At 61.0% G+C, this 19735-nt stretch carries 14 protein-coding genes; 5 read left to right on the plus strand and 9 right to left on the minus strand.

All coding sequences use genetic code 11. From position 1 onward, the window contains the following. Window positions 1-7 precede the first annotated feature (7 nt). From zapE to AB4O23_RS14605, 3 genes are all read right to left on the minus strand, one after another. Window positions 8-1102: a cell division protein ZapE gene (zapE, locus tag AB4O23_RS14595; RefSeq protein WP_460063729.1), complete on the minus strand. Its 1095-nt coding sequence runs from the start codon at window positions 1100-1102 to the stop codon at window positions 8-10. Between the two features lie 83 nt (window positions 1103-1185). After that, window positions 1186-1923 (minus strand): anti-sigma factor family protein, encoded by a 738-nt coding sequence (locus AB4O23_RS14600; RefSeq protein WP_017527109.1) that lies wholly within the window; start codon window positions 1921-1923, stop codon window positions 1186-1188. Further along, window positions 1920-2426 (minus strand): sigma-70 family RNA polymerase sigma factor, encoded by a 507-nt coding sequence (locus AB4O23_RS14605; RefSeq protein ID WP_460063732.1) that lies wholly within the window; start codon window positions 2424-2426, stop codon window positions 1920-1922. The genes AB4O23_RS14600 and AB4O23_RS14605 overlap by 4 nt, the downstream gene beginning before the upstream one ends. Before the next feature lie 170 nt (window positions 2427-2596). Between AB4O23_RS14605 and AB4O23_RS14610 the strand changes: the two genes are divergently transcribed. Together AB4O23_RS14610 and AB4O23_RS14615 are read left to right on the plus strand one after the other, a co-directional pair. Further along, window positions 2597-3679 (plus strand): catalase family peroxidase, encoded by a 1083-nt coding sequence (locus AB4O23_RS14610; protein ID WP_017527111.1) that lies wholly within the window; start codon window positions 2597-2599, stop codon window positions 3677-3679. After that, window positions 3676-4215 (plus strand): cytochrome b, encoded by a 540-nt coding sequence (locus AB4O23_RS14615; protein WP_017527112.1) that lies wholly within the window; start codon window positions 3676-3678, stop codon window positions 4213-4215. The genes AB4O23_RS14610 and AB4O23_RS14615 overlap by 4 nt, the downstream gene beginning before the upstream one ends. Window positions 4216-4230: 15 nt before the next feature. Here the strand turns inward: AB4O23_RS14615 and AB4O23_RS14620 are convergent, their stop codons facing one another. Together AB4O23_RS14620 and AB4O23_RS14625 are read right to left on the minus strand one after the other, a co-directional pair. Continuing rightward, window positions 4231-5382: a M14 family metallopeptidase gene (locus tag AB4O23_RS14620; RefSeq protein ID WP_017527113.1), complete on the minus strand. Its 1152-nt coding sequence runs from the start codon at window positions 5380-5382 to the stop codon at window positions 4231-4233. Between the two features lie 462 nt (window positions 5383-5844). Further along, entirely contained in the window at window positions 5845-6195 is a 351-nt protein-coding gene (locus tag AB4O23_RS14625) for a DUF6124 family protein (protein ID WP_017527115.1), read from the minus strand. Between the two features lie 131 nt (window positions 6196-6326). Here AB4O23_RS14625 and AB4O23_RS14630 point away from each other — a divergent pair, with 131 nt between their 5' ends. Then, window positions 6327-6962, plus strand: coding sequence for a LexA family protein (locus tag AB4O23_RS14630; RefSeq protein WP_065877490.1), 636 nt, complete (start codon window positions 6327-6329; stop codon window positions 6960-6962). Here the strand turns inward: AB4O23_RS14630 and AB4O23_RS14635 are convergent. The 4 genes from AB4O23_RS14635 to AB4O23_RS14650 are packed head-to-tail and all read right to left on the minus strand — an operon-like array spanning window position 6959 to window position 12485. After that, window positions 6959-8884, minus strand: a complete 1926-nt coding sequence (locus AB4O23_RS14635; protein ID WP_065877488.1) for an acetyl/propionyl/methylcrotonyl-CoA carboxylase subunit alpha — start codon at window positions 8882-8884, stop codon at window positions 6959-6961. The two genes, AB4O23_RS14630 and AB4O23_RS14635, sit on opposite strands and share 4 nt — an antisense overlap. Further along, a complete protein-coding gene (locus AB4O23_RS14640) occupies window positions 8881-9687 on the minus strand; it encodes a gamma-carboxygeranoyl-CoA hydratase (RefSeq protein WP_460069594.1) in 807 nt (268 codons plus the stop codon). The genes AB4O23_RS14635 and AB4O23_RS14640 overlap by 4 nt, the downstream gene beginning before the upstream one ends. 15 nt (window positions 9688-9702) lie before the next feature. Then, the gene (locus AB4O23_RS14645) at window positions 9703-11310 is read right to left on the minus strand and encodes a carboxyl transferase domain-containing protein (protein WP_065877484.1); all 1608 of its coding nucleotides are present in this window, start codon (window positions 11308-11310) and stop codon (window positions 9703-9705) included. Window positions 11311-11321: 11 nt separating this feature from the next. Next, the gene (locus AB4O23_RS14650; RefSeq protein WP_017527120.1) at window positions 11322-12485 is read right to left on the minus strand and encodes an isovaleryl-CoA dehydrogenase; all 1164 of its coding nucleotides are present in this window, start codon (window positions 12483-12485) and stop codon (window positions 11322-11324) included. A gap of 150 nt (window positions 12486-12635) precedes the next feature. Here AB4O23_RS14650 and AB4O23_RS14655 point away from each other — a divergent pair, with 150 nt between their 5' ends. Both AB4O23_RS14655 and AB4O23_RS14660 read left to right on the plus strand, forming a co-directional pair. Next, window positions 12636-14267 (plus strand): AMP-binding protein, encoded by a 1632-nt coding sequence (locus tag AB4O23_RS14655; RefSeq protein WP_065877482.1) that lies wholly within the window; start codon window positions 12636-12638, stop codon window positions 14265-14267. A 99-nt stretch (window positions 14268-14366) separates the two neighbouring features. Further along, the gene (locus tag AB4O23_RS14660; protein WP_460063741.1) at window positions 14367-19490 is read left to right on the plus strand and encodes an NEL-type E3 ubiquitin ligase domain-containing protein; all 5124 of its coding nucleotides are present in this window, start codon (window positions 14367-14369) and stop codon (window positions 19488-19490) included. The last annotated feature ends 245 nt before the right edge of the window (window positions 19491-19735 follow it).

Here is a 19735-nt window from a genome sequence, read left to right on the forward strand (position 1 = left end):
AGGGCGTTCATGATACCGGGTCGGGCAGCGGTTGCGGGCTGGCCTGTTGCAATTGGTTCAGGCGGCTGGCGGTACGGGCGAGGTCGATGGCCTGGCCGCTTAGCGCCTGTGCCAGCGGTTGGTCGCCGATCAACACCACATGCTTGTCCTTGTCGTAGAGCACGTCCACCAGGTTGATAAAGCGCTGCTGCACGGCGATCGGGCAGTGCGCCAGAGGCGGCAGGCCGTCGATGATCCAGTGGTCGAAAGCCTCGCACAACAGCAGATAGTCCATCACCGCGGTCAATTGTTCGCAGAGGTCGTTGAAGGTGAACGCGACAGTGCGCGCCTGATGAAAGCGGCAGATCAGCTGCCGGTTTCCGACCGCCAGGGGGTGCGCCGGGCCATCCGTGGCGGGCAGCCCGAGCGCTGCACGCTGGGCCGCGGTGCCTGGCCACAGGTAGTGCCCGGTGGTAAAGCGCTGCGTGGCATGGGCCTGGGGCAGGCTGCGAAAATCCTTGGGTGAATTGACCTCCAGCACGTCCATGCGCGCGGCGATCAAGTCGATCACCGGCTTGAAACGCTCGTGATACAGCGGGTTGGGCAACAGGCCTTCGGGCGGATAGTTGGAGGTGACCAGTACCAGCACACCCCGCTCGAACAGGGCTTTGAACAGCCGCGTGATCAGCATGGCGTCGCCGATGTCGTGGACGTGGAACTCGTCGAAACACAGCACCCGGCAGCCGGCGAGCAGTGTGTCGAGGGTCACGCCCAGTGCGTCGTCCGCGGCTTGGTGCGCGAACATGCCCCGGTGCACGCGAGCGAAAAAACCATGAAAGTGCACGCGTTGTTTCTCGGCGATGGGCAGCGCCTCGAAAAAACCATCCAGCAGCCAGCTTTTGCCACGCCCCACCGGGCCGTGCAGGTACAGGCTGCGGGTGGGCTGGTTGGCGAGCAGGTGTCGGGTTTCGCGGGCCATGGCGGCGATCGCCTGGGCCTGGCCCGCGCTGAGGGTATACCCCTGCTGTCGGGCCTTGTTCTGAAAGAACGTCTGGATGGGCGAGTGTTTGTGGCTGTCGGAAGGTTTACCGAGCCAGCGACGGATCAACGAAAGCACGGCCAATGCGAGTCACTCTGTAGTGCGGTGGTCGCTCACTTTAGGACGCTCGCGGTGATTTGACCAATACAGAAGGCGCCTGCGTTCGCCTAGAACTGCAACACATGCGTGGGCGCCAGATCCGCCGGGCTGACCACCGCATAGTTGTAGCCGGCGCCGGACCAGTATTGCGCTTGCAGCCCGTTTGCCGTGCGGCTGCCGTGGGGCAGGAAGCCATTGTTCGGACCCGGTGGGCGAATGTAAAAGCTGATGCGCCGACCTTGTGGGTCTTCGTATAGCACCATGGCAGCCGTGCCTTGCTCGGTGTTGAGTAGCCGCCCGCTGACCGGTTTGAACCCCGATGGGCTCAAATCCGGCAGGCGATGGGCCTGGTTGAAATAGCGGTCGAGCCACGCCTGCATGGTGCCGCTGTCCTGGGCACGGTAATCGGCGGGCAGGACACCGTCCTGGGCAAACAGGCGGAATGCTTGCATCGCGTCGGCCATCGGTAGCATCGACGGTTGAGTGGCTTCGCGGGCGTGCCAGCCGCCGAGGCCGCCGAGGCTCACGGCGATCAACAGCACGGCGGCCGTCGCAAGGTGGCGGCGCGATTGGAGCCTGATGCGCCGACGAATCAGCGCCGGGTCCAGGTCGGGGTTGGCCGGCAGTTGCAGGGTGCCGCTCAATGAGGCACGCAGCACGTGCGCGTCCTGCTGCCAGGCATGTACCTGGGCGGCGGCGTCGGGGTGGGCGGCGAGCCAGGTTTCGAGGACTCGGCGATCACTTTCCGGCAGTTGGTGATCGACGTAGGCATGCAGGTCGCGTTCGCTGGGGGGCAGGCTGATCATTTGAGTATCCGCAGGGAAGGGCTGGCAATTTCACCATCGCTGAGTTGCCGCAGGGCTTGGCGGGCGCGTGACAGGCGTGACATCACGGTGCCAAGCGGCACATCGAGTATTTCGGCGACTTCCTTGTAGCTCAAGCCTTCGACCGATACCCACAGCAACAACGCGCGCTGTTCGGTGTTGAGTTGATCGAACGCTTGCAGGGTCGACTGGGCGATCACCGTACGCTCGACGGATGGCTGCACATCCTCGCGGCCGGTGAAAAACGCCAGCATGCGCGCATAGCGCCGGGTGCGGCGGTGGGCATCGAGGAACTGGCGATAGAGGATCGAGAACAGCCATGCACGCAGGTCGCCTTCGATGCGCTTGTCGGCCCAGCGGGTAATCGCCCGTTCCAGGGTCAATTGCACCAGGTCGTCGGCGCTGCTGGCGTTACGGGTCAGGGACACGGCAAAACGCCGCAGCCTGGGGATGAGTTCACGTAACGGTTCGTCGAGTTCATGCATGGGATGTCTGGCTGGTCACTGCGCTGGGACTAGAGAGACGCCCGGCGCTGGCGGTTATTCCGGGCCACGGAAAATAAATCCGCGGCGAGGGAATAGGGTGGATCGGCGTTCGTCTCAATGCTCCGACCTTATGTTTGACCCCCTAAGGCCTTTGGCCCTGGAGTTTGTTCATGGTAGATCACTCATCACCGCCCCGTCCCCCGTTGAGTACGGCGAGCCTGATCGCGCGCCTTGCCGGTATCGGCGCCGTGGTTGCCGTTGTTGCGGGGGCATTTGCCTACGTCAATGGCACGCTCGACCCACAACGGCTGCGTCCGAAAACCTTGGTCAACGCCTTGGAAACCAATAATGGCGTGCACGCAGGCTTTCGGCGTAACCATGCCAAGGGCGTGTGCGTGGCCGGGTATTTCGAGAGCAGCGCCCAAGCCCGCGCGTATTCCAGCGCACAGCTGTTCAGCGACGCCAGGACCCCGCTGATCGGCCGATTTGCCTTGCCCAGCGGTAACCCCTATGCGCCGGACAGCAGTGTGCCAATCCGCAGTTTTGCCGTGCAATTGAGCCAGGCCAACGGCCAGCAATGGCGCACGGGAATGAACAGCATGCCGGTGTTCCCCGTGGGCACTCCCGAGGCGTTTTACCAGTTGCTCAAGGCTGGCGCGCCGGACCCGGCCACCGGCAAGCCGAACCCGGCAAATATGCCGGCGTTTTTTGCCGCGCATCCGGAGGCCGCGCCATTTTTGGCGTGGGTCAAGACCGCCAAGCCCTCGGCCAGCTATGCCACCGAAACCTATAACGGCATCAACGCGTTTTACCTGGTGAGCGCCGAGGGCAAGCGTCAGGCCGTACGTTGGAGCGTAGTGCCCCAACACGAGGATGCCGAGGGCGAGACCGCACCGGCCGGCGCTGACTTCCTCGAAAAAGACCTGGTGCAACGTCTGGCTGCCGGCCCGTTGCGTTGGCAGTTGAACATGACCCTGGCCAACCCCGGCGACCCGCTGGACGATGCGAGTAAGCCCTGGGCCGGTGAGCATAAGGTCTTGAACGCCGGCACCCTGGTGCTGCAAAGCAGCCAGCCCCAGGCGGAGGGCGATTGTCGCGACATCAACTTCGACCCGCTGGTTCTGCCCAGCGGCATCGAAGCCTCCAATGACCCGCTGCTGGCCGCGCGTTCGGCGGCGTATGCCAGCTCGTACCTGCGCCGTGCCGGTGAAGTCAGCCCGTTGCACAGCGCCCCCAAGGAGTCGAAACCATGAATGCACAACCGCGCTTTTTCGCGCCTTTGGCGCGCCTGCTGCATTGGCTGATGGCGTTGCTGATCATTGCCATGCTGTTTATCGGGGCAGGGCTGGCGGCGTCGGTGTCGCAGCGGCATGAATGGTTGATTCACCTGCATAAACCCTTGGGGATTGCGATCCTGGCACTGGTGATTGTGCGCCTGGTGGTGCGCTTTTCTACGCGCCAACCGCCATTGCCCGCCGACTTGCCGCGTTGGCAAGTGCTGGCGGCCAAGGCGTCTCATCTGCTCTTGTATGCCTTGATGCTGGTGTTGCCGTTGTTGGGCTGGGCGATGATTTCGGCGGCGGGCGACCCGGTGATGCTCGGCAGTTCGGTACGGTTGCCGGCGTTGGTGGCGGCGGATGCGCCATTGTTTGCGCTGTTGCGCAAGGCCCATGGGTATTTGGCCTACCTGCTGTTCCTGACGGTGCTGCTGCACTTGGCGGCGGCGCTGTTCCATGGCTGGGTTCGGCGTGATGGTGTGCTGCAGAGCATGACCGGCACCAAGGGCTGATGCCGGGGGCAGGGGTTAGCGCAGGGCTGTGACGATATCGGCCACGGTGCTCAGCACATCCTTGCCCAATTGCTTGGACCGTTCACCTGACCAGCCGGTTTTTGGGTTGGGGGCGTCATTGTTGTCCTTGAAGGGCATTTCCAGGGTCAGGGACAGGCAATCGTATCGCTCGCCGACCGCATTGCAGGCCAGGGTCATATTGGCTTGGCCTGGCTGGTCGCGGGTGTAACCGTGGGTGGTCTGGAAGTCGCGGGTCAAGGCGCTCAAGTGGCGGCGGAAGTGTTTTTCCAAGGTCTCGATACGCGGGGTGTAGCCCGGGTTGCCTTCGCAAGCGGCGGTGAACACATAGGGGATTTCTTCGTCGCCGTGGATATCGAGGAACAGATCGACACCGTACTTCTCCATTTGCTGCTGCACAAACAGCACTTCCGGGCTGTTCTCCTGGCTGGCGCTTTGCCAGGCGCGGTTGAGGTCCTGGCCGGCGGCATTGGTGCGCAGATGGCCATGGAAGGCCCCGTCTGGGTTCATATTGGGCACCAGGTACAGGTCGGCCACCTTCAGGAGCTTTTTCACCTCGGCATCGCCGTCTTGTTGCAGACGCTCGATGATGCCTTCCATAAACCATTGCGCCATGTGCTCGCCAGGGTGCTGCTGGGCGATGATCCAGACCTTGCGTCGGCCCTCGCCGCCTTTGCCACGGCGAAGCAGTTGGATGTCGCGCCCCTCGACACTTTTGCCCGTGGCCAACAGCTTAGTGCCGGCGTATTTCAATGCCTGCTCGATCAGCCAGGCGTGGCGTTCGCGGCTGTAGGGTTCGAAATAAGCGAACCAGGCGTGTTTCTCGCGGGTTTCCAGGCTGATGTGCAGGATTTCTCCATCAAAGCGCGTAGGCACTCGGAACCAGTTGACATGGTCATAGGACGCCACGGCGTTGTAGCCGCTCCAGGCATGCTTGTAGGAAGACTTGCCCGCGTTGCTCAGGCGGAACGTGTGGGTGTGGCCCACATGCATGCCTTCGGCCTTGAAATGAAACCATTGGAAATGCTGGCTGCGAGTATCGGGTTTGATTGCCAGCAGCAACTGATAGGCATCACTGGCGTCGAGCACCTGGATGTTGCCACTGTCGAAGTTGGTGCTGATCTTGATGGAGGTCAAGGCCACGGTCATAGTCTGGTTGCCTGAATATGAGTGTTGTGGCGGCTATATTACACAGGAGTCCGGTAAAGCCCGGATGCAAAATTGTTGCGAGGAGGGGGCGTCGTCCATGACGCGGCCGCAGCTTAGAATTTATGAGATTGATTCTCAAGCGCTATTTCGCAGAGATACGAGCCGGAGCGCTACGCTGGCTTTCATTAGGCGATGGTCTTTTGCTACCATGCGCGCCATCAAGCAGCACACAGTCTTCATTAGCCTGAAGCCATGCCAGGGAAACTGGCAAAAAAAAGACCCGGCCAAAGAGCCGGGTCAAAAACCGTGATTAGCCTGATGAGGAGATATTCCAAGAGTCCGACCTAAGGTCCCTTGGACTATCGACTGATCTCGCGATCAGCTGAGCCCAATAATAATCATTATCATTTGTAAGTCAAATGTTTTTATCCGTGGGATAGAAATATTTTTCCTTCGGGCCTTCTATACGTTCGCTTGAGCCTCTGTCGCCTGCAACGAGCGCTCCAGCATCGCCTTCGCCATATCAATCAGATACACCACTGAAAACGCCAGGTCGCGGTGATTGCCTTGATGGCTGCTTGCTGACTCGTAGGCTGTTGCCGCCGCACTGCGCAGCAGGTCGGAGGCGTAGACCAGCGCCTCCTCCTGGCTGATGCCAGGCTTGATGGCAAACATGGCCTCGTCCGGGGCGGGTGCCGACATTTTTTCTTTCAAATAAAAGTCCAGCGCGCGCTGGGCAGCACCGCTGCCACGCAGGTCGTGCGCGTCATTGTTTTCGGTTGGTTCGGGCAGGAGGTACGGGCTCGTCGTCATAAGGGGCGGTACTCTGGGTGGGTGTCGAAAACCTTATGCCTGATGATAGTACGTGTCGTATTAATGTCGTTTCGTGGATTACTACAAACTGTTTATTGCCCTGAAAAATACCTGACGTATTGTCTGGCCCCATGGATAACTGGATAGCGTTGGTCAAGGCCAACATGAAAGACCGCAAGGTCACGCAGGGTGAGCTGGCTGAACGCTTGGGCATGTCCCAGGGCGGCGTCGGCCATTGGCTCAACAAACGCCGCGTGCCGAGCCTGGCGGACATGAACCGGGTGCTCGAAGAACTGGGCCTGGGTTATCTGGAAGTGGTGCAGGAAGTCCGCGAAAAGGCCCGCGACGCACCAGCCCTGTCAACACAGTACAACCCGTATTTTCGTTACCCGGTCAACGACTGGAGTGGCCTGTGCGAAGTCCGCGAAGAACGCCAGGCCTACGGCGCCGCGCGTTTCGAAACGACCGACTACCATGCGCGAGGCGACGCCTTCTGGCTGCCGGTTACAGGCGATGCCATGACCGCACCCAGCGGCCTGAGCATCGCTGCGGGCATGATGATCCTGGTGGATCCGGCCCTTAGCGCCGAGCCCGGCAATTTGGTGGTCGCCCAATGGGCTGACCGGCCTCACGCGACGTTCCGCCAGCTACTGGAAGAGAGCGGCCAGCGCTACCTGGTGCCGCTCAACCCCACTTATCCGAAACAGCTGTTTGACGCCGATTGCCGCATCCTTGGCGTCGTGGTGCAGGCCACCGCGAAGTTCTAGCCGACTGTTTCGAGCTCCACCAGTGCGCACCCCTCGGCAACCATTTCGCCCTCCTGGCAGAACAGCGCCTTGACCACCCCCGCCTGGGGCGCGCGGATGCTGTGCTCCATTTTCATTGCCTCCAATACCACCAGTTGCGCGCCGGCTTCGACCGCTTGGCCAATGTCCACCAGCACCCGTACGATGCTGCCGTTCATTGGCGCCGTGAGGCCTCCCTGGTGAGACTGGCTGGCCTCCACCGCTGCAATCGGGTCGAACAGGCTGACGCACTGCATCTCGCCATCCCAACGCAAAAACACCGCCCCCGCGCGACGCACCGCCAAGTGTGAACGGCGCACGCCCTGACGCTCGATCAGCAACTGTTCGCCCTGCAACTGCGCAGCATCTGCCGCCAACGTCACCAACCGATCCTGCCCGTTGCAGCTCAGGTGCAACGACACCTCGGCGGGCAAACCGGCACGAAAACCACGTCTATCCGCCCACGGCCCTTCAGCCACGGGCAAGCTCTGCATAAAGGCCGCGCCCGCCGCCTGCCAGAACTCATCGCTCAATTCACCGGGTGGCGGTAGCAACTCATCCTGATAACGTGGAATAAACCCGGTATCCAACTGCGCGGTTGCAAACGCCGGGTGCCCGATGATGCGCCGCAGGAACCCCAGGTTGGTCTTCAGCCCGCCGACGGCAAATTCATCGAGCATACTCAGCAAGCGCAGGCGTGCCTGTTCACGGTCCTCGCCCCAGGCAATCAGCTTGCCGAGCATCGGGTCGTAAAAGGGCGATACGCTGTCACCTTGCTCGACACCGCTGTCTACCCGGCGGCCCGCACCGGGTGCCGATTCGCGATACAGCGCCAGATGCCCGGTGGCGGGCAGGAAGTCATGGGTCGGATCTTCGGCATACAAGCGCACTTCAATCGCGTGGCCGATCAGCGGCACTTGTTCCTGGGTGAGCGGCAGCGCTTCGCCCTGGGCCACGCGAATCTGCCAGGCTACCAGGTCCAGGCCGGTAATCGCCTCGGTCACCGGGTGCTCCACCTGCAACCGCGTGTTCATTTCCATGAAAAAGAACTCGCCGCGTGCGTCCAGCAAGAACTCCACCGTGCCGGCGCCTACGTAGCCAATAGCCTGGGCCGCCCGTACGGCGGCTTCGCCCATGGCCCGGCGTTGTTCAACGCTCAACCCCGGTGCCGGTGCTTCTTCGACGACTTTTTGATGGCGACGTTGGATCGAGCAATCCCGCTCGTTGAGGTACAGGCAATGCCCGTGTTGATCGGCAAATACCTGGATCTCCACATGGCGTGGCTTGAGCAGGTATTTCTCCACCAGCATCTGCCCATTGCCAAAGGACGACAGGGCTTCACGCTGGGCCGAGGCCAGGGCTTCGGCGAGTTGGTCGACGTGCTCGACCACCTTCATGCCCTTGCCGCCGCCACCGGCTGTGGCCTTGAGCAGTACCGGGTAACCGATGCGTGCGCAGGCTTCGCGGAAAGTCTCCAGGTCCTGGGCTTCGCCGTGATAACCCGGTACCAGTGGCACGCCGGCGGTCTCCATCAGCGCCTTGGCGGCGGATTTGCTGCCCATGGCGTCGATGGCCGAGGCGGGTGGGCCGAGGAAGATCAGGCCCGCGGCTTCAATCGCGCGGGCAAAGGCGGCGTTTTCGGACAGGAAGCCGTAGCCCGGATGAATCGCCTGGGCCCCGCTGGCCTGGGCGGCGGCGATGAGCTTGTCGATTTGCAGGTAGCTCTCCGTGGCCTTGCTGCCGCCCAGGTCGACGCGGACATCAGCCTCGCGGCTGTGTCGCGCGTCGCGGTCGATGGCGCTGTGCACGGCGACCGTGGTCAAGCCCATGGCCTTGGCGGTACGCATCACCCGGCAGGCGATTTCGCCACGGTTCGCCACCAGTAAGGTGGTCAACGTGCTCATGAGCGCGGCTCCTGCGGTTGCCAACTGGGCGCACGTTTTTGCAGGAAGGCTCTCAAGCCTTCCTGGCCTTCGGCGCTGACGCGAATCCGTGCGATGGCATTTTCGCAATAGCGACGCAGGGCAGGGGTGAGGGCGCCGTTACCCACTTCACGCAGTAAGTCTTTGCTGGCGCGCATCGCGGCGGGGCTGTTGTGCAGCAGGTTGGCGATCCACTGTTCCACGTGCGTGTCCAGCTCGCCCGCCGGATAGCTTTCCGCGAGCAGGCCGATGTCCCGCGCACGCTGGCCGCCAAAGCGTTCGGCGGTAAGGGCATAGCGCCGCGCCGCACGCTCGCCGATGGCCTGCACCACGAAGGGACTGATCACCGCCGGTGCCAGGTCGATACGCACTTCCGACAGACAGAACTGCGCGTCGTCGGCGCCGATGGCCATGTCGCAGCAACTGATCAAGCCCAGCGCGCCACCATAAGCCGCCCCTTGCACCACCGCCAGGGTAGGGATTTTCAGCTTGGCCAGGTTGTACATCAGCTCGGCCAGTTCGCGCGCGTCGTCGAGGTTGGTGTGGTAATCCAGCTCGGCCGACTGCTGCATCCAGGCCAGGTCGGCGCCGGCGCTGAAGTGCTTGCCGCGCCCGCGCAGCACCAGGAAACGCAGGGAGGCATCGCCTTGCACGTGGTCGAGGGCGATGATCAGTTCGCGGATCATTTCGGCGTTGAACGCGTTGTTCTTGGCTTCACGACTGAGCCACAGCGTGGCAAAACCACGGCGGTCGGTGATCAGTTCGAGGGTGTTGAAATCGCTCATGGGGTACAGCTCCAGTTACATGCGGAACACGCCGAAGCGGCTCGGCTCGATGGGGGCGTTCAGCGCGGCGCAGAGGGCCAGGGCCAGCACATCGCGGGTCTGCAACGGGTCGATCACGCCGTCATCCCATAGGCGCGCGCTGGAATAGTAGGGGTGACCCTGGGTTTCATACTGGTCGAGGATCGGCTGTTTGATCGCCGCTTCCTCCTCGGCACTGAAGGGGTTACCGGCCCGCTCGGCCTGCTCACGCTTGACCTGCACCAGCACCCCGGCGGCCTGCTCGGCGCCCATCACACCAATGCGCGCGTTGGGCCACATCCACAAAAAACGCGGGTCGTAGGCGCGGCCGCACATGCCGTAGTTACCGGCGCCAAAGCTGCCGCCGATGATCACGGTGAATTTCGGCACCTTGGCGCAAGCCACGGCAGTGACCAGTTTGGCGCCATGCTTGGCGATGCCGCCGGCTTCGTATTTTTGCCCGACCATAAAACCGGTGATGTTCTGCAGGAACAGCAGCGGGATTCCGCGTTGGCAGGCCAGTTCGATAAAGTGCGCGCCCTTTTGCGCCGCTTCGGCGAACAGAATCCCGTTGTTGGCCAGGATTGCAATCGGGTAGCCGTGCAGGTGCGCAAAACCGCACACCAAGGTGGTGCCGAACAGCGCCTTGAACTCATCGAACACCGAACCGTCCACCAGCCGCGCGATTACTTCGCGCACGTCGAACGGCTGCTTGGCATCGGCCGGGATCACGCCATACAACTCTTCGCCGCTGTACAGCGGCGCCATCGGCACGCGCTGGGCCAATTGGCCGTGCTTGCGCCAGTTGAGGTTGGCCACGCTGCGCCGGGCCAGGGCCAGGGCGTGTTCGTCGCTGTCGGCATAGTGGTCGGCCACGCCGGAGACCTTGCAGTGCACATCGGCACCGCCAAGGTCTTCGGCGCTGACCACTTCACCGGTGGCGGCTTTCACCAGCGGCGGGCCGGCGAGGAAGATGGTGGCCTGGTGGCGCACCATAATTGCTTCGTCGGCCATGGCCGGTACATACGCGCCACCGGCGGTGCATGAGCCCATCACCACGGCGATCTGCGGGATGCCCTGGGCACTCATGTTGGCCTGATTGAAGAAGATGCGCCCGAAGTGTTCTCGGTCGGGGAACACTTCGTCCTGACGCGGCAGGTTGGCGCCGCCGGAGTCCACCAGGTAGATGCACGGCAGGCGGTTCTGCTCGGCGATGGCTTGGGCGCGCAGATGTTTTTTCACCGTGAGTGGGTAGTACGAGCCGCCTTTCACCGTGGCGTCGTTGGCGACGATCATGCATTCGACGCCCTCCACGCGGCCGATCCCGGCGATCACCCCGGCGGCGGGCACATCCTCGCCATACACTTGGTGAGCGGCCAATTGGCTGAGTTCCAGAAACGGCGAGCCGGGGTCCAGCAGGCGGTTGATGCGCTCGCGCGGCAGCAGCTTGCCCCGTGAGGTATGCCGCTCCTGAGCCTTGGCGCCGCCGCCTTGCTGCACGTGGGCGAGCAAGGTGTGCAGGGCGTCGACCTGTTGGCGCATTGCCGCGCTGTTGGCGGCGAATTCCGCCGAGCGCGGGTTGAGTTGGGTGTGCAGGGTGGCCATGGCGCGTTCCCTCAGCGGGTTTCGTTGAACAGTTCGCGCCCGATCAGCATCCGCCGAATCTCACTGGTGCCGGCGCCGATTTCGTACAGCTTGGCGTCACGCAGCAAGCGCCCGGCGGGGAACTCATTGATATAGCCATTCCCGCCCAGAATCTGGATGGCATCCAGGGCCATTTGCGTGGCGCGTTCGGCGCTGTACAGGATCACCCCGGCGGCGTCCTTGCGTGTGGTTTCGCCGCGCTCGCAGGCCTGCGCAACCGCGTAGAGGTAGGCACGGCTGGCGTTGAGTTGGGTGTACATGTCGGCGACCTTGCCCTGGATCAGCTGGAACTCGCCGATGCTCTGGCCGAACTGCTTGCGGTCATGGATATAGGGCACGATCAGGTCCATGCAGGCCTGCATGATCCCGGTGGGGCCGCCGGAGAGCACCACGCGTTCGTAGTCGAGGCCGCTCATCAGCACTTTAACGCCACCGTTGAGTACGCCGAGGATGTTCTCCTGCGGCACTTCGACGTCGTCGAAAAACAGCTCACAGGTATTGGAGCCGCGCATGCCCAGCTTGTCGAATTTGTTGCTGCGGCTGAAGCCTTTCCAGTCGCGCTCGACGATAAATGCGGTGATGCCATGCGGGCCCTTGTCCAGGTCGGTCTTGGCGTAGATCACATAGGTGTTGGCGTCGGGACCGTTGGTGATCCAGGTCTTGCTGCCATTGAGCACGTAATGGTCGCCACGTTTGTCGGCGCGCAGCTTCATCGAGACCACATCGGAGCCGGCATTCGGCTCGCTCATGGCCAGGGCGCCGACGTGTTCGCCGCTGATCAGTTTGGGCAGGTAGTTGAGTTTCTGTTCGTGGTTGCCGTTGCGGTTGATCTGGTTCACGCACAAGTTCGAGTGCGCGCCGTAGGACAGTGCCACCGAAGCCGAGCCACGGCTGATTTCTTCCATGGCGACCACGTGGGCCAGGTAGCCCAGCCCTGCGCCACCATATTCTTCCGCCACGGTGATCCCCAACAGGCCCATGTCTCCGAACTTGCGCCACAGGTCGGCGGGGAACAGGTTATCGATGTCGATCTGTGCCGCGCGGGGAGCGATTTCCTTGGCCACAAAGGACTGCACCTGGTCGCGCAGCATGTCGATGGTTTCGCCAAGGGCGAAGTTCAGGGACGGGTAACTCATGGACAGGCACCTTAATGTCAGCGTTGTTGTTGTGTCGATGGCGCGCCAGGGGAGGGCGCTCACCTTTACGTTAACGTAAGCTTGCGTTACGGCGCTGTCAATCGTAGTTTACGTTCACGTCAACCTACAAAAAAGACAACAGGGGTCGTTATGGATCAACCGCACCCGAGCTACAGCAGTGGCTCTCAGGATAAGCCCTTACTGGCCATGACCATTGGCCAGGCCTTCGATCACACGGTGGCGCAATACCCCGACGGCGAAGCCCTTGTGGTGCGTCATCAGCAGCGCCGCTATACCTGGCGGCAACTGGCCGAAACGGTTGAACTGCACGCCCGTGCATTCCTGGCGTTGGGCATGCGGGCCGGCGACCGCCTGGGGATCTGGGCGCCCAATTGTGCCGAGTGGTGCATCAGCCAGGTCGCCAGCGCCAAGCTCGGGGTGATCCTGGTGAATATCAACCCGGCCTACCGCAGCAGTGAGCTGGACTACGTGCTCAAGCAATCCGGTTGCCAATGGCTGGTATGTGCCGGGTCGTTCAAAACCTCCGATTACCACGCGATGCTTCAAGAGCTGAAGCCCGATCTGCGCGGCCTCATCAGCCTTGACCCCAACCCACCTTCGGGGTTCTTGCCCTGGTCGCAACTGACGGCCCTCGGCGCGGGTGTGCCGCCCGAGCAAGTGCACCGCCGCCAGGCCAGCCTGCATGTCGACCAGCCCGTGAATATCCAGTACACCTCCGGCACCACCGGCTTCCCCAAGGGTGCCACCCTCAGTCACCACAACCTCCTCAACAACGGCTACATGGTCGGCGAAAGCCTGGGCCTGACTGCGCGGGATCGCCTGGTGATCCCGGTGCCGCTGTATCACTGTTTCGCGATGGTGATGGGCAACCTGGGTTGCATCACCCACGGCACCACCATGATCTACCCCAATGACGGCTTCGACCCGCTGCTGACCCTCACCGCCATCGCCGCGGAGCGCGCTACCGGCCTGTACGGCGTGCCTACCATGTTTATCGCCTTGCTCGACCACCCACGGCGGGGCGAGTTTGAATTGTCCAGCCTGCGCACCGGCATCATGGCCGGCGCCACATGCCCCATCGAAGTGATGCGCCGGGTCATCAATGAGTTGCACATGGGCGAAGTACAAATCGCCTACGGCATGACCGAAACCAGCCCGGTGTCGTTGCAGACCGCTGCCACGGACGACTTGGAACGCCGCGTCACCACGGTCGGCCGCACCCAGCCGCACTTGGAACACAAGATTATCGACGGCGATGGCAACACGGTCGCGCGCGGTGAGATTGGCGAGTTGTGCACCCGAGGCTACAGCGTGATGCTCAGCTACTGGAACAACCCCGAAGGCACCCGCGACGCTATTGACGAGGCCGGCTGGATGCACACCGGCGACCTGGCGACCATGGACGAGCAGGGTTACGTGTGCATCGCGGGGCGTAACAAGGACATGATCATCCGTGGCGGCGAGAACGTGTATCCGCGGGAATTGGAGGAGTTTTTCTTCACCCATCCGGCGGTGGCGGACGTGCAGGTCATCGGTATTCCCGATGAGCGTTACGGCGAAGAGATCGTCGCCTGGGTCAAATGTCATTCAGGCCATATGGTCAACGAGCTTGAGCTTCAGAACTGGTGCAAGGGCCGCATCGCGCACTTCAAGACGCCGAGGTATTTCAAGTTCGTGGAGGCGTTTCCCATGACGGTGACAGGCAAGATCCAGAAGTTTCGGATGCGTGAGATCACCCTGAAGGAACTCGGCCGCGCTTGACACACTTCGGCATACGCAGGGCGATACTCGTGTGCCGCCTGTGTGCCGGTGCCACAGCCTAGGGTAGCGAATCTATTTCGCTCCCCCAGGGTTATGCTCGTGACACAGACCACTTCAGGCCAGAATGAACAAAACGTTCACCTTCACACCATCACAGACAACACACCCGACTGGTACACCGACGCGCTGGCGGAACACAAAACACAATTGGCCCTCCAGCCGCTGAACATTCCGGGTTGGTACAGGCACGCACCGGAGTCAGCCAGGGACGCGCTCAAGGCGATCCATATACGTAGCCGGCGCTCATTGAATCAGCTGGATCAACTGCTGGTCGGGTTGAACAGTGTCACTGACTTTGCCGAACCCTTGCTGGTCGAGGCCATCAAGAAAACCTTCGGCGTTCAATTGGACGTCAGGCAGACTTTTTATGCACGCAAGATAGAACAAAAGGAATGCGAGCGCCTGTCCGCTGAAGCGTCCCGAAGTCGTGAGTCGCCACTGGCGTCAGAGTTCTACTCCTATAAAGGGGTTAGCCTGCTGGAAGCGGCACTAAGCAACTTCAGCGAAGACGAAACCAGTGTGCCTGTCTGCCAGGACTGCCACCTGATTACCCGATACCCCTTTCATCGGCGTTCATTGCGGGCATGGCCGGATGCGGGCAACGTCAGGTCTGTGCCGGTGGGAATCAAGGCTCACGAGTTTGCCCGCATGTGCAGGACACTGGACCTGGGGGCGAAGTATTACGCGCATGTGCGTACCACGCTCAATGCCCGGATCACCTCGACAATCCCGGGGGCAGCCGCCGGTAAACTCTACAGCGCGATGATTACCGCGCATCGCAACCAGCTGGAGCTGGCCGCGCAGATCGCGGTGATGAAGCAGGACATCCAGAATGATGGTCATGCCTTGATCAAGGACATCCTGGTTAACCATCGCGGCCGGCAGTTGGATGGGGAGGATATTAAGTTCTCCAGGTTCTCGCTGTGCGCATTGGCGCTGGAAAATATTCTGGTCATCGGGCCCGTAGTGTTTAAAGCCCACTTCAGGAATGCTTCGCTTCAGCCCCGGCGATGCTGGGTCTACATTCCGGGCGATCCGGAATGTGTATTGAAGGAATATCCCAATCTCGGCTGGTTTGCCGATGATCTGACCACGCGTTTGTGCAAGGCCGAATACCGGACGTTCTTCAGCCAGTTCGTGCCGCTTTCCGAGCAGCAGGCGTTTTTCACCAAGCTCAAGACACTGCTTGACCCTGAGGGAAAGTTCACTCAATCCGAGGATTTCGCCCCGGCTTCCAAGCGCAGAATCTTTAGCCCGGCCGACTACGGCTACGGTCCGTCATTAAAGGATGTGTGGCAGGACAGCGCGGTGCAGAAAGTCCGTTTGATCATGGCCAACTGCAGTACCGCAGCCGTTTCGACGGGGGACATGGATAATCGTGTCGCACGCGCCAGGCTGTCGTTGTGGGGAAACAGGCTGCTGGACATTCTGAACCTGGCCGGGCTTGTGGTGCCGGGTCTTGGCGAAGTCATGCTGGTCGTCGGAGCGCTGCAAATGTCCTATGAGCTTTTCGAAGGCATCGAGTCGTGGTCCGAGGGGCAAGTACAAGAGGGCTGGGCGCATTTCTCGACGGTATTGCTGGGTGTGGCGGGGCTGGCGGTTCCCAAGGCACTGCTGGTGGCCAAGGAGTCGGCGTTCGTCAAACGCCTGGTCCGTGTCGAACTCGGGGGCGCAAGAGTACGCTTGTTTGATTCCGATCTGAGGGCCTTCAGGCACACGGTTACCCTGCCTGCCGAACTCAAGCCGGATGCCCGAGGGTTATACGCGCATGCGGGCGAAAGCTATCTGCCGGTGGAGGGCGGGCACTACAAAGTCGCAGGCAGCCATAACGATATCCGGCTTGTCCATCCAGACGACGCTTCGCTGTATTCACCGCGTATTCGGCATAACGGCGGCGGCGCCTGGGTGCATGAGTTCGAACAGCCCCTCACCTGGGACCGTAAGACGTTGTTACGCCGTATAGGGCACAGTGTCGACGCCTTGAGCGATACAGACCTGGAACAGCTCAGGGTCATGAGCGGGGTGACGGATGAAGCGCTGCGTGGCATCTATATTGACCAGCAGTTACCCCCACCGCTGTTCAGGGAAGCCCTGAGACACTTCGAGGCAAGCGCCAGACACCAGGCATTGCTCGATAATCTGCGCAGTACGGACCCGCAAGCGCTTACGCGCGTAGCCGGCTATGAGCAACTCAATTTGATCATGCGTAAGGGTGTGTGGCCTGACACCAAGGAGCTGCGGATTGACAATGCGGCGGGAGACGCCGTGTGGAGTTCTTATAAGGGATACACAGAAAAGCCAGTCGTGCTGCTGCACGAACAGGACGTGCTTGCTGGGCGTATCCTGCCGTCGCTCCTGGCACAGCTGGAGCTGACGGAAGCTCGTCAGTTATTGGATGAAGGCATTGCGCGCGATACGGTAAGACTCGATACCCTCGTCGGTGAGACAGAGGTCGAGCTGCCGGATCACTTGCAACGCCCTCTCGCCAAGAGGGCGCTTGAAGCGCCTTCCGACGCCAAAAGGCTTGTCACCTACCAGCGTCGTTTGCTGCAACTGGCAACTGAGTACCGCAGTGAAATCATTGAGCGCGACATTGCGTCCGGGGACCTGTCCGTTGACAGCAACGTGCAGCGGATCCAGCGCTCCTTTCCTGGCCTGCCCAAACTGGTCATCGAAGAATTGCTGGCCAATGCCAACAGCGAGGAGCTGGCACACATGACGCAGCACTCACGCGTGCCGTTGCGGCTGGCGGAAGAGGCGCGCCGCTACTTGCCGCGCTTACGCATCCTGCGGGCGCATGCCGCGCTTAATTTTGACGGCCCTCTCACAATGGATACTGTGCAACTGGCCCTGCACACGCTGGCGGCCATGCCTGGTAGATTGGAGGCAATCGGCATCGAGTTACGTGCCGACAGCCTCACCGGCGCGCTGCTCGATCGTGTTGGCAGCAAGGATGCTCCCCTACAGCGCCGGTTGGTTCGGGTCACCCTGGCACATTGGGAAGTTGTGGATGAGTCCGGTAAAACGCTGTACGCCCGAACCGATAAAGACGCTTTCTACAGCGCCCTCTGGTTCGCCGCAGGGGGTAAGTTCACCAGTTGGGAACGGCTGCACGCCGACACTCAGGCGCTGAAGCTTGAGCTTATGAGACAACCTTTGAACGACGCGCAGGCCCGGCGTGCATTAGCGCTACAACCCATCAAGCCAGGTTACAAATCCCCCATGCGCCTTGCCGATGGGCGTTTCGGTTATCCATTGAGCCCTGTGGGGGGCGCCTCGCAGCGACCTCTGGCACTTGAGCTTGCGGCGGTGAAAATCTATCCCTCCAGGACGCTTGAAGAGGTGCGCGCCTTTTTGGGATTTGAGGGGCGTAGCGACGCTGACTTCCACGCGAAGCTGACTGAGCTTGGGGTTGAGTTTGAACAACTCCAAACGGTGCTTAGCACATGGGTTGACGAGGCGGGTTCGGGTTATGCAAGGGCCAGGCGCAGGGTCGCCAGCACCCTCAAACTTGCTTGGCAGCGCAGCACCACCCAGGCATTTGCAGGAGCGCATACCCTGGATTTGTCTGACGAGATGATCGAAGAGCTCCCCGCGATCAGCGCAAATATGGACCATGTGAGCGATCTGCGTTTGAGCCGTATGGCGTTGAGCGATGAGTCGGCGGGGTTCTTGCGGGCCTTTGGCGGCTTGCGACGGCTGCTGCTCGAAAATAATAACCTGACCCAATTGCCGGAGTTTGCCAATGGCGGCGTCAACCTCACTGAGCTGAACCTGAGCGCCAACGATATTCGCCTGACCGAACAGTCGACCGCCCGCCTTGAGAGCCTGCATAGCCTGCAAATCCTCGACCTTTCCCATAACACCCTGCTGGGGTGGGCCCCAGACCTGAGCGGCCTGCGAAGCCTGAACCGGCTCAACCTGCGCCGTACCGGGACAAGAACATTCCCCACAGGTGTGCAGCATTTGCCGCAGCTTGTCGATATCGATTTGCATACCAATCAGATCAGCACGCTGCCCGATTACGTGTTCGAACAACCTGCACGAATCAATCTGCACGACAATCCGTTATCCGCACAGACGCTCCAGCGGCTGGGTCTCCAGGCCCCTGTGGTTCAACCGAACTGGGAGCATGTTACGGCTGCCGAAGGGCGGGAGTCATGGCTGCGCGACTTGGAACAGATCGAGCGATCACGCTATGAAACGATCTGGGACTCGCTCACGGCCAATCCGGAATCGAGTGCATTGCTGACGGTAGTGGCCGATACCACACGCTCTGCCGAATACCGCAGCGCGGCCACTCGACCGCAATTGAGAGCGCGTGTCTGGGAGATGCTCAAGGCGGTCAGCGAAAACGAGCGTATTCGCAATGAGTTATTCGTGATTGCCGATGACAGGGCCACGTGTGGTGATGGCAGTACGCTTGAGTTCATGAACCTGGAGCGTGAACTGTTCGTGCTGAACGTCATGGAGCTGGCAGAGGGACCGGCGCTCAAGGATCAGTTGTTGAACGCTTCGAAAAAACTGTTTCGACTGAAGTTGGTAGATGACATTGCGCAACGAGATGTGATCGCCAGAGGCGCGGCGTTTACAGAGCAGAGTGAAGTGATTCTGGCGTATCGAATTGGGTTGGCGGACAAGTTGGGTTTACCGGTCAAGTCGCGGAACATGCTGTTTTCTCAGACGGCCAATGTGGGCCAGGCGGCCATCGATGACGCCTACACGCAAGTGCTGACAGCCGAAGCTGTCAGCGGCGACCGGGAAACGTTTCTGGTTGAACAAACATTCTGGGACAGATACCTGCGTACGCACTACAACGATGAGTTGCAAATGCTGACAGCCCCCGCAATCAAGCTGATAGATGAAAAGAGCGATGCGCTGTATGAGCTGTCGAGGTTGCAGGAGGGGCCCGGTGCTCAAGCGGATCAAGCGGCAAGGGAGGCCTGGCAAACGGAACGAGACAGGGCGGTTGACACAGTGGTCAGTACGCTGGGCATGAGCCGCGAAGAAATTTTGGTCGATGGCTCGATGCAAAGTGACTTTTATGTGAAGCAGATGGACGCGCTCAGCATCGCGCGAAGGAGAGAGGAAAAACTGGGGCTAACACTATTGACGCGAAAAGTGCTCAATAATCACGCTGCGGAGCATGGCTCGCAGCTCTGAAATACCCACCGGAAAACACAAAGGGGACCCGAAGGTCCCCTTTAATGTGTCGTTGCGTGCTCTTTTTTATTATTGAGGGGCGGCCTGTTGTTGTTTTTGGCAGCCGTGGCCCTTTGTTGCTGTTTTTGGCGACCCCCATTCGGGGTCAAGAGCAAACGTATTTTTTTGAGCGCTGATCTGCTTCTTCGTAAACGATCCAACCAGTGGGTAGCTACCTGAGGTAGTTTTATTGTTCTCTAACCGGT

Source organism: Pseudomonas sp. H2_A10 (genome assembly GCF_054680085.1).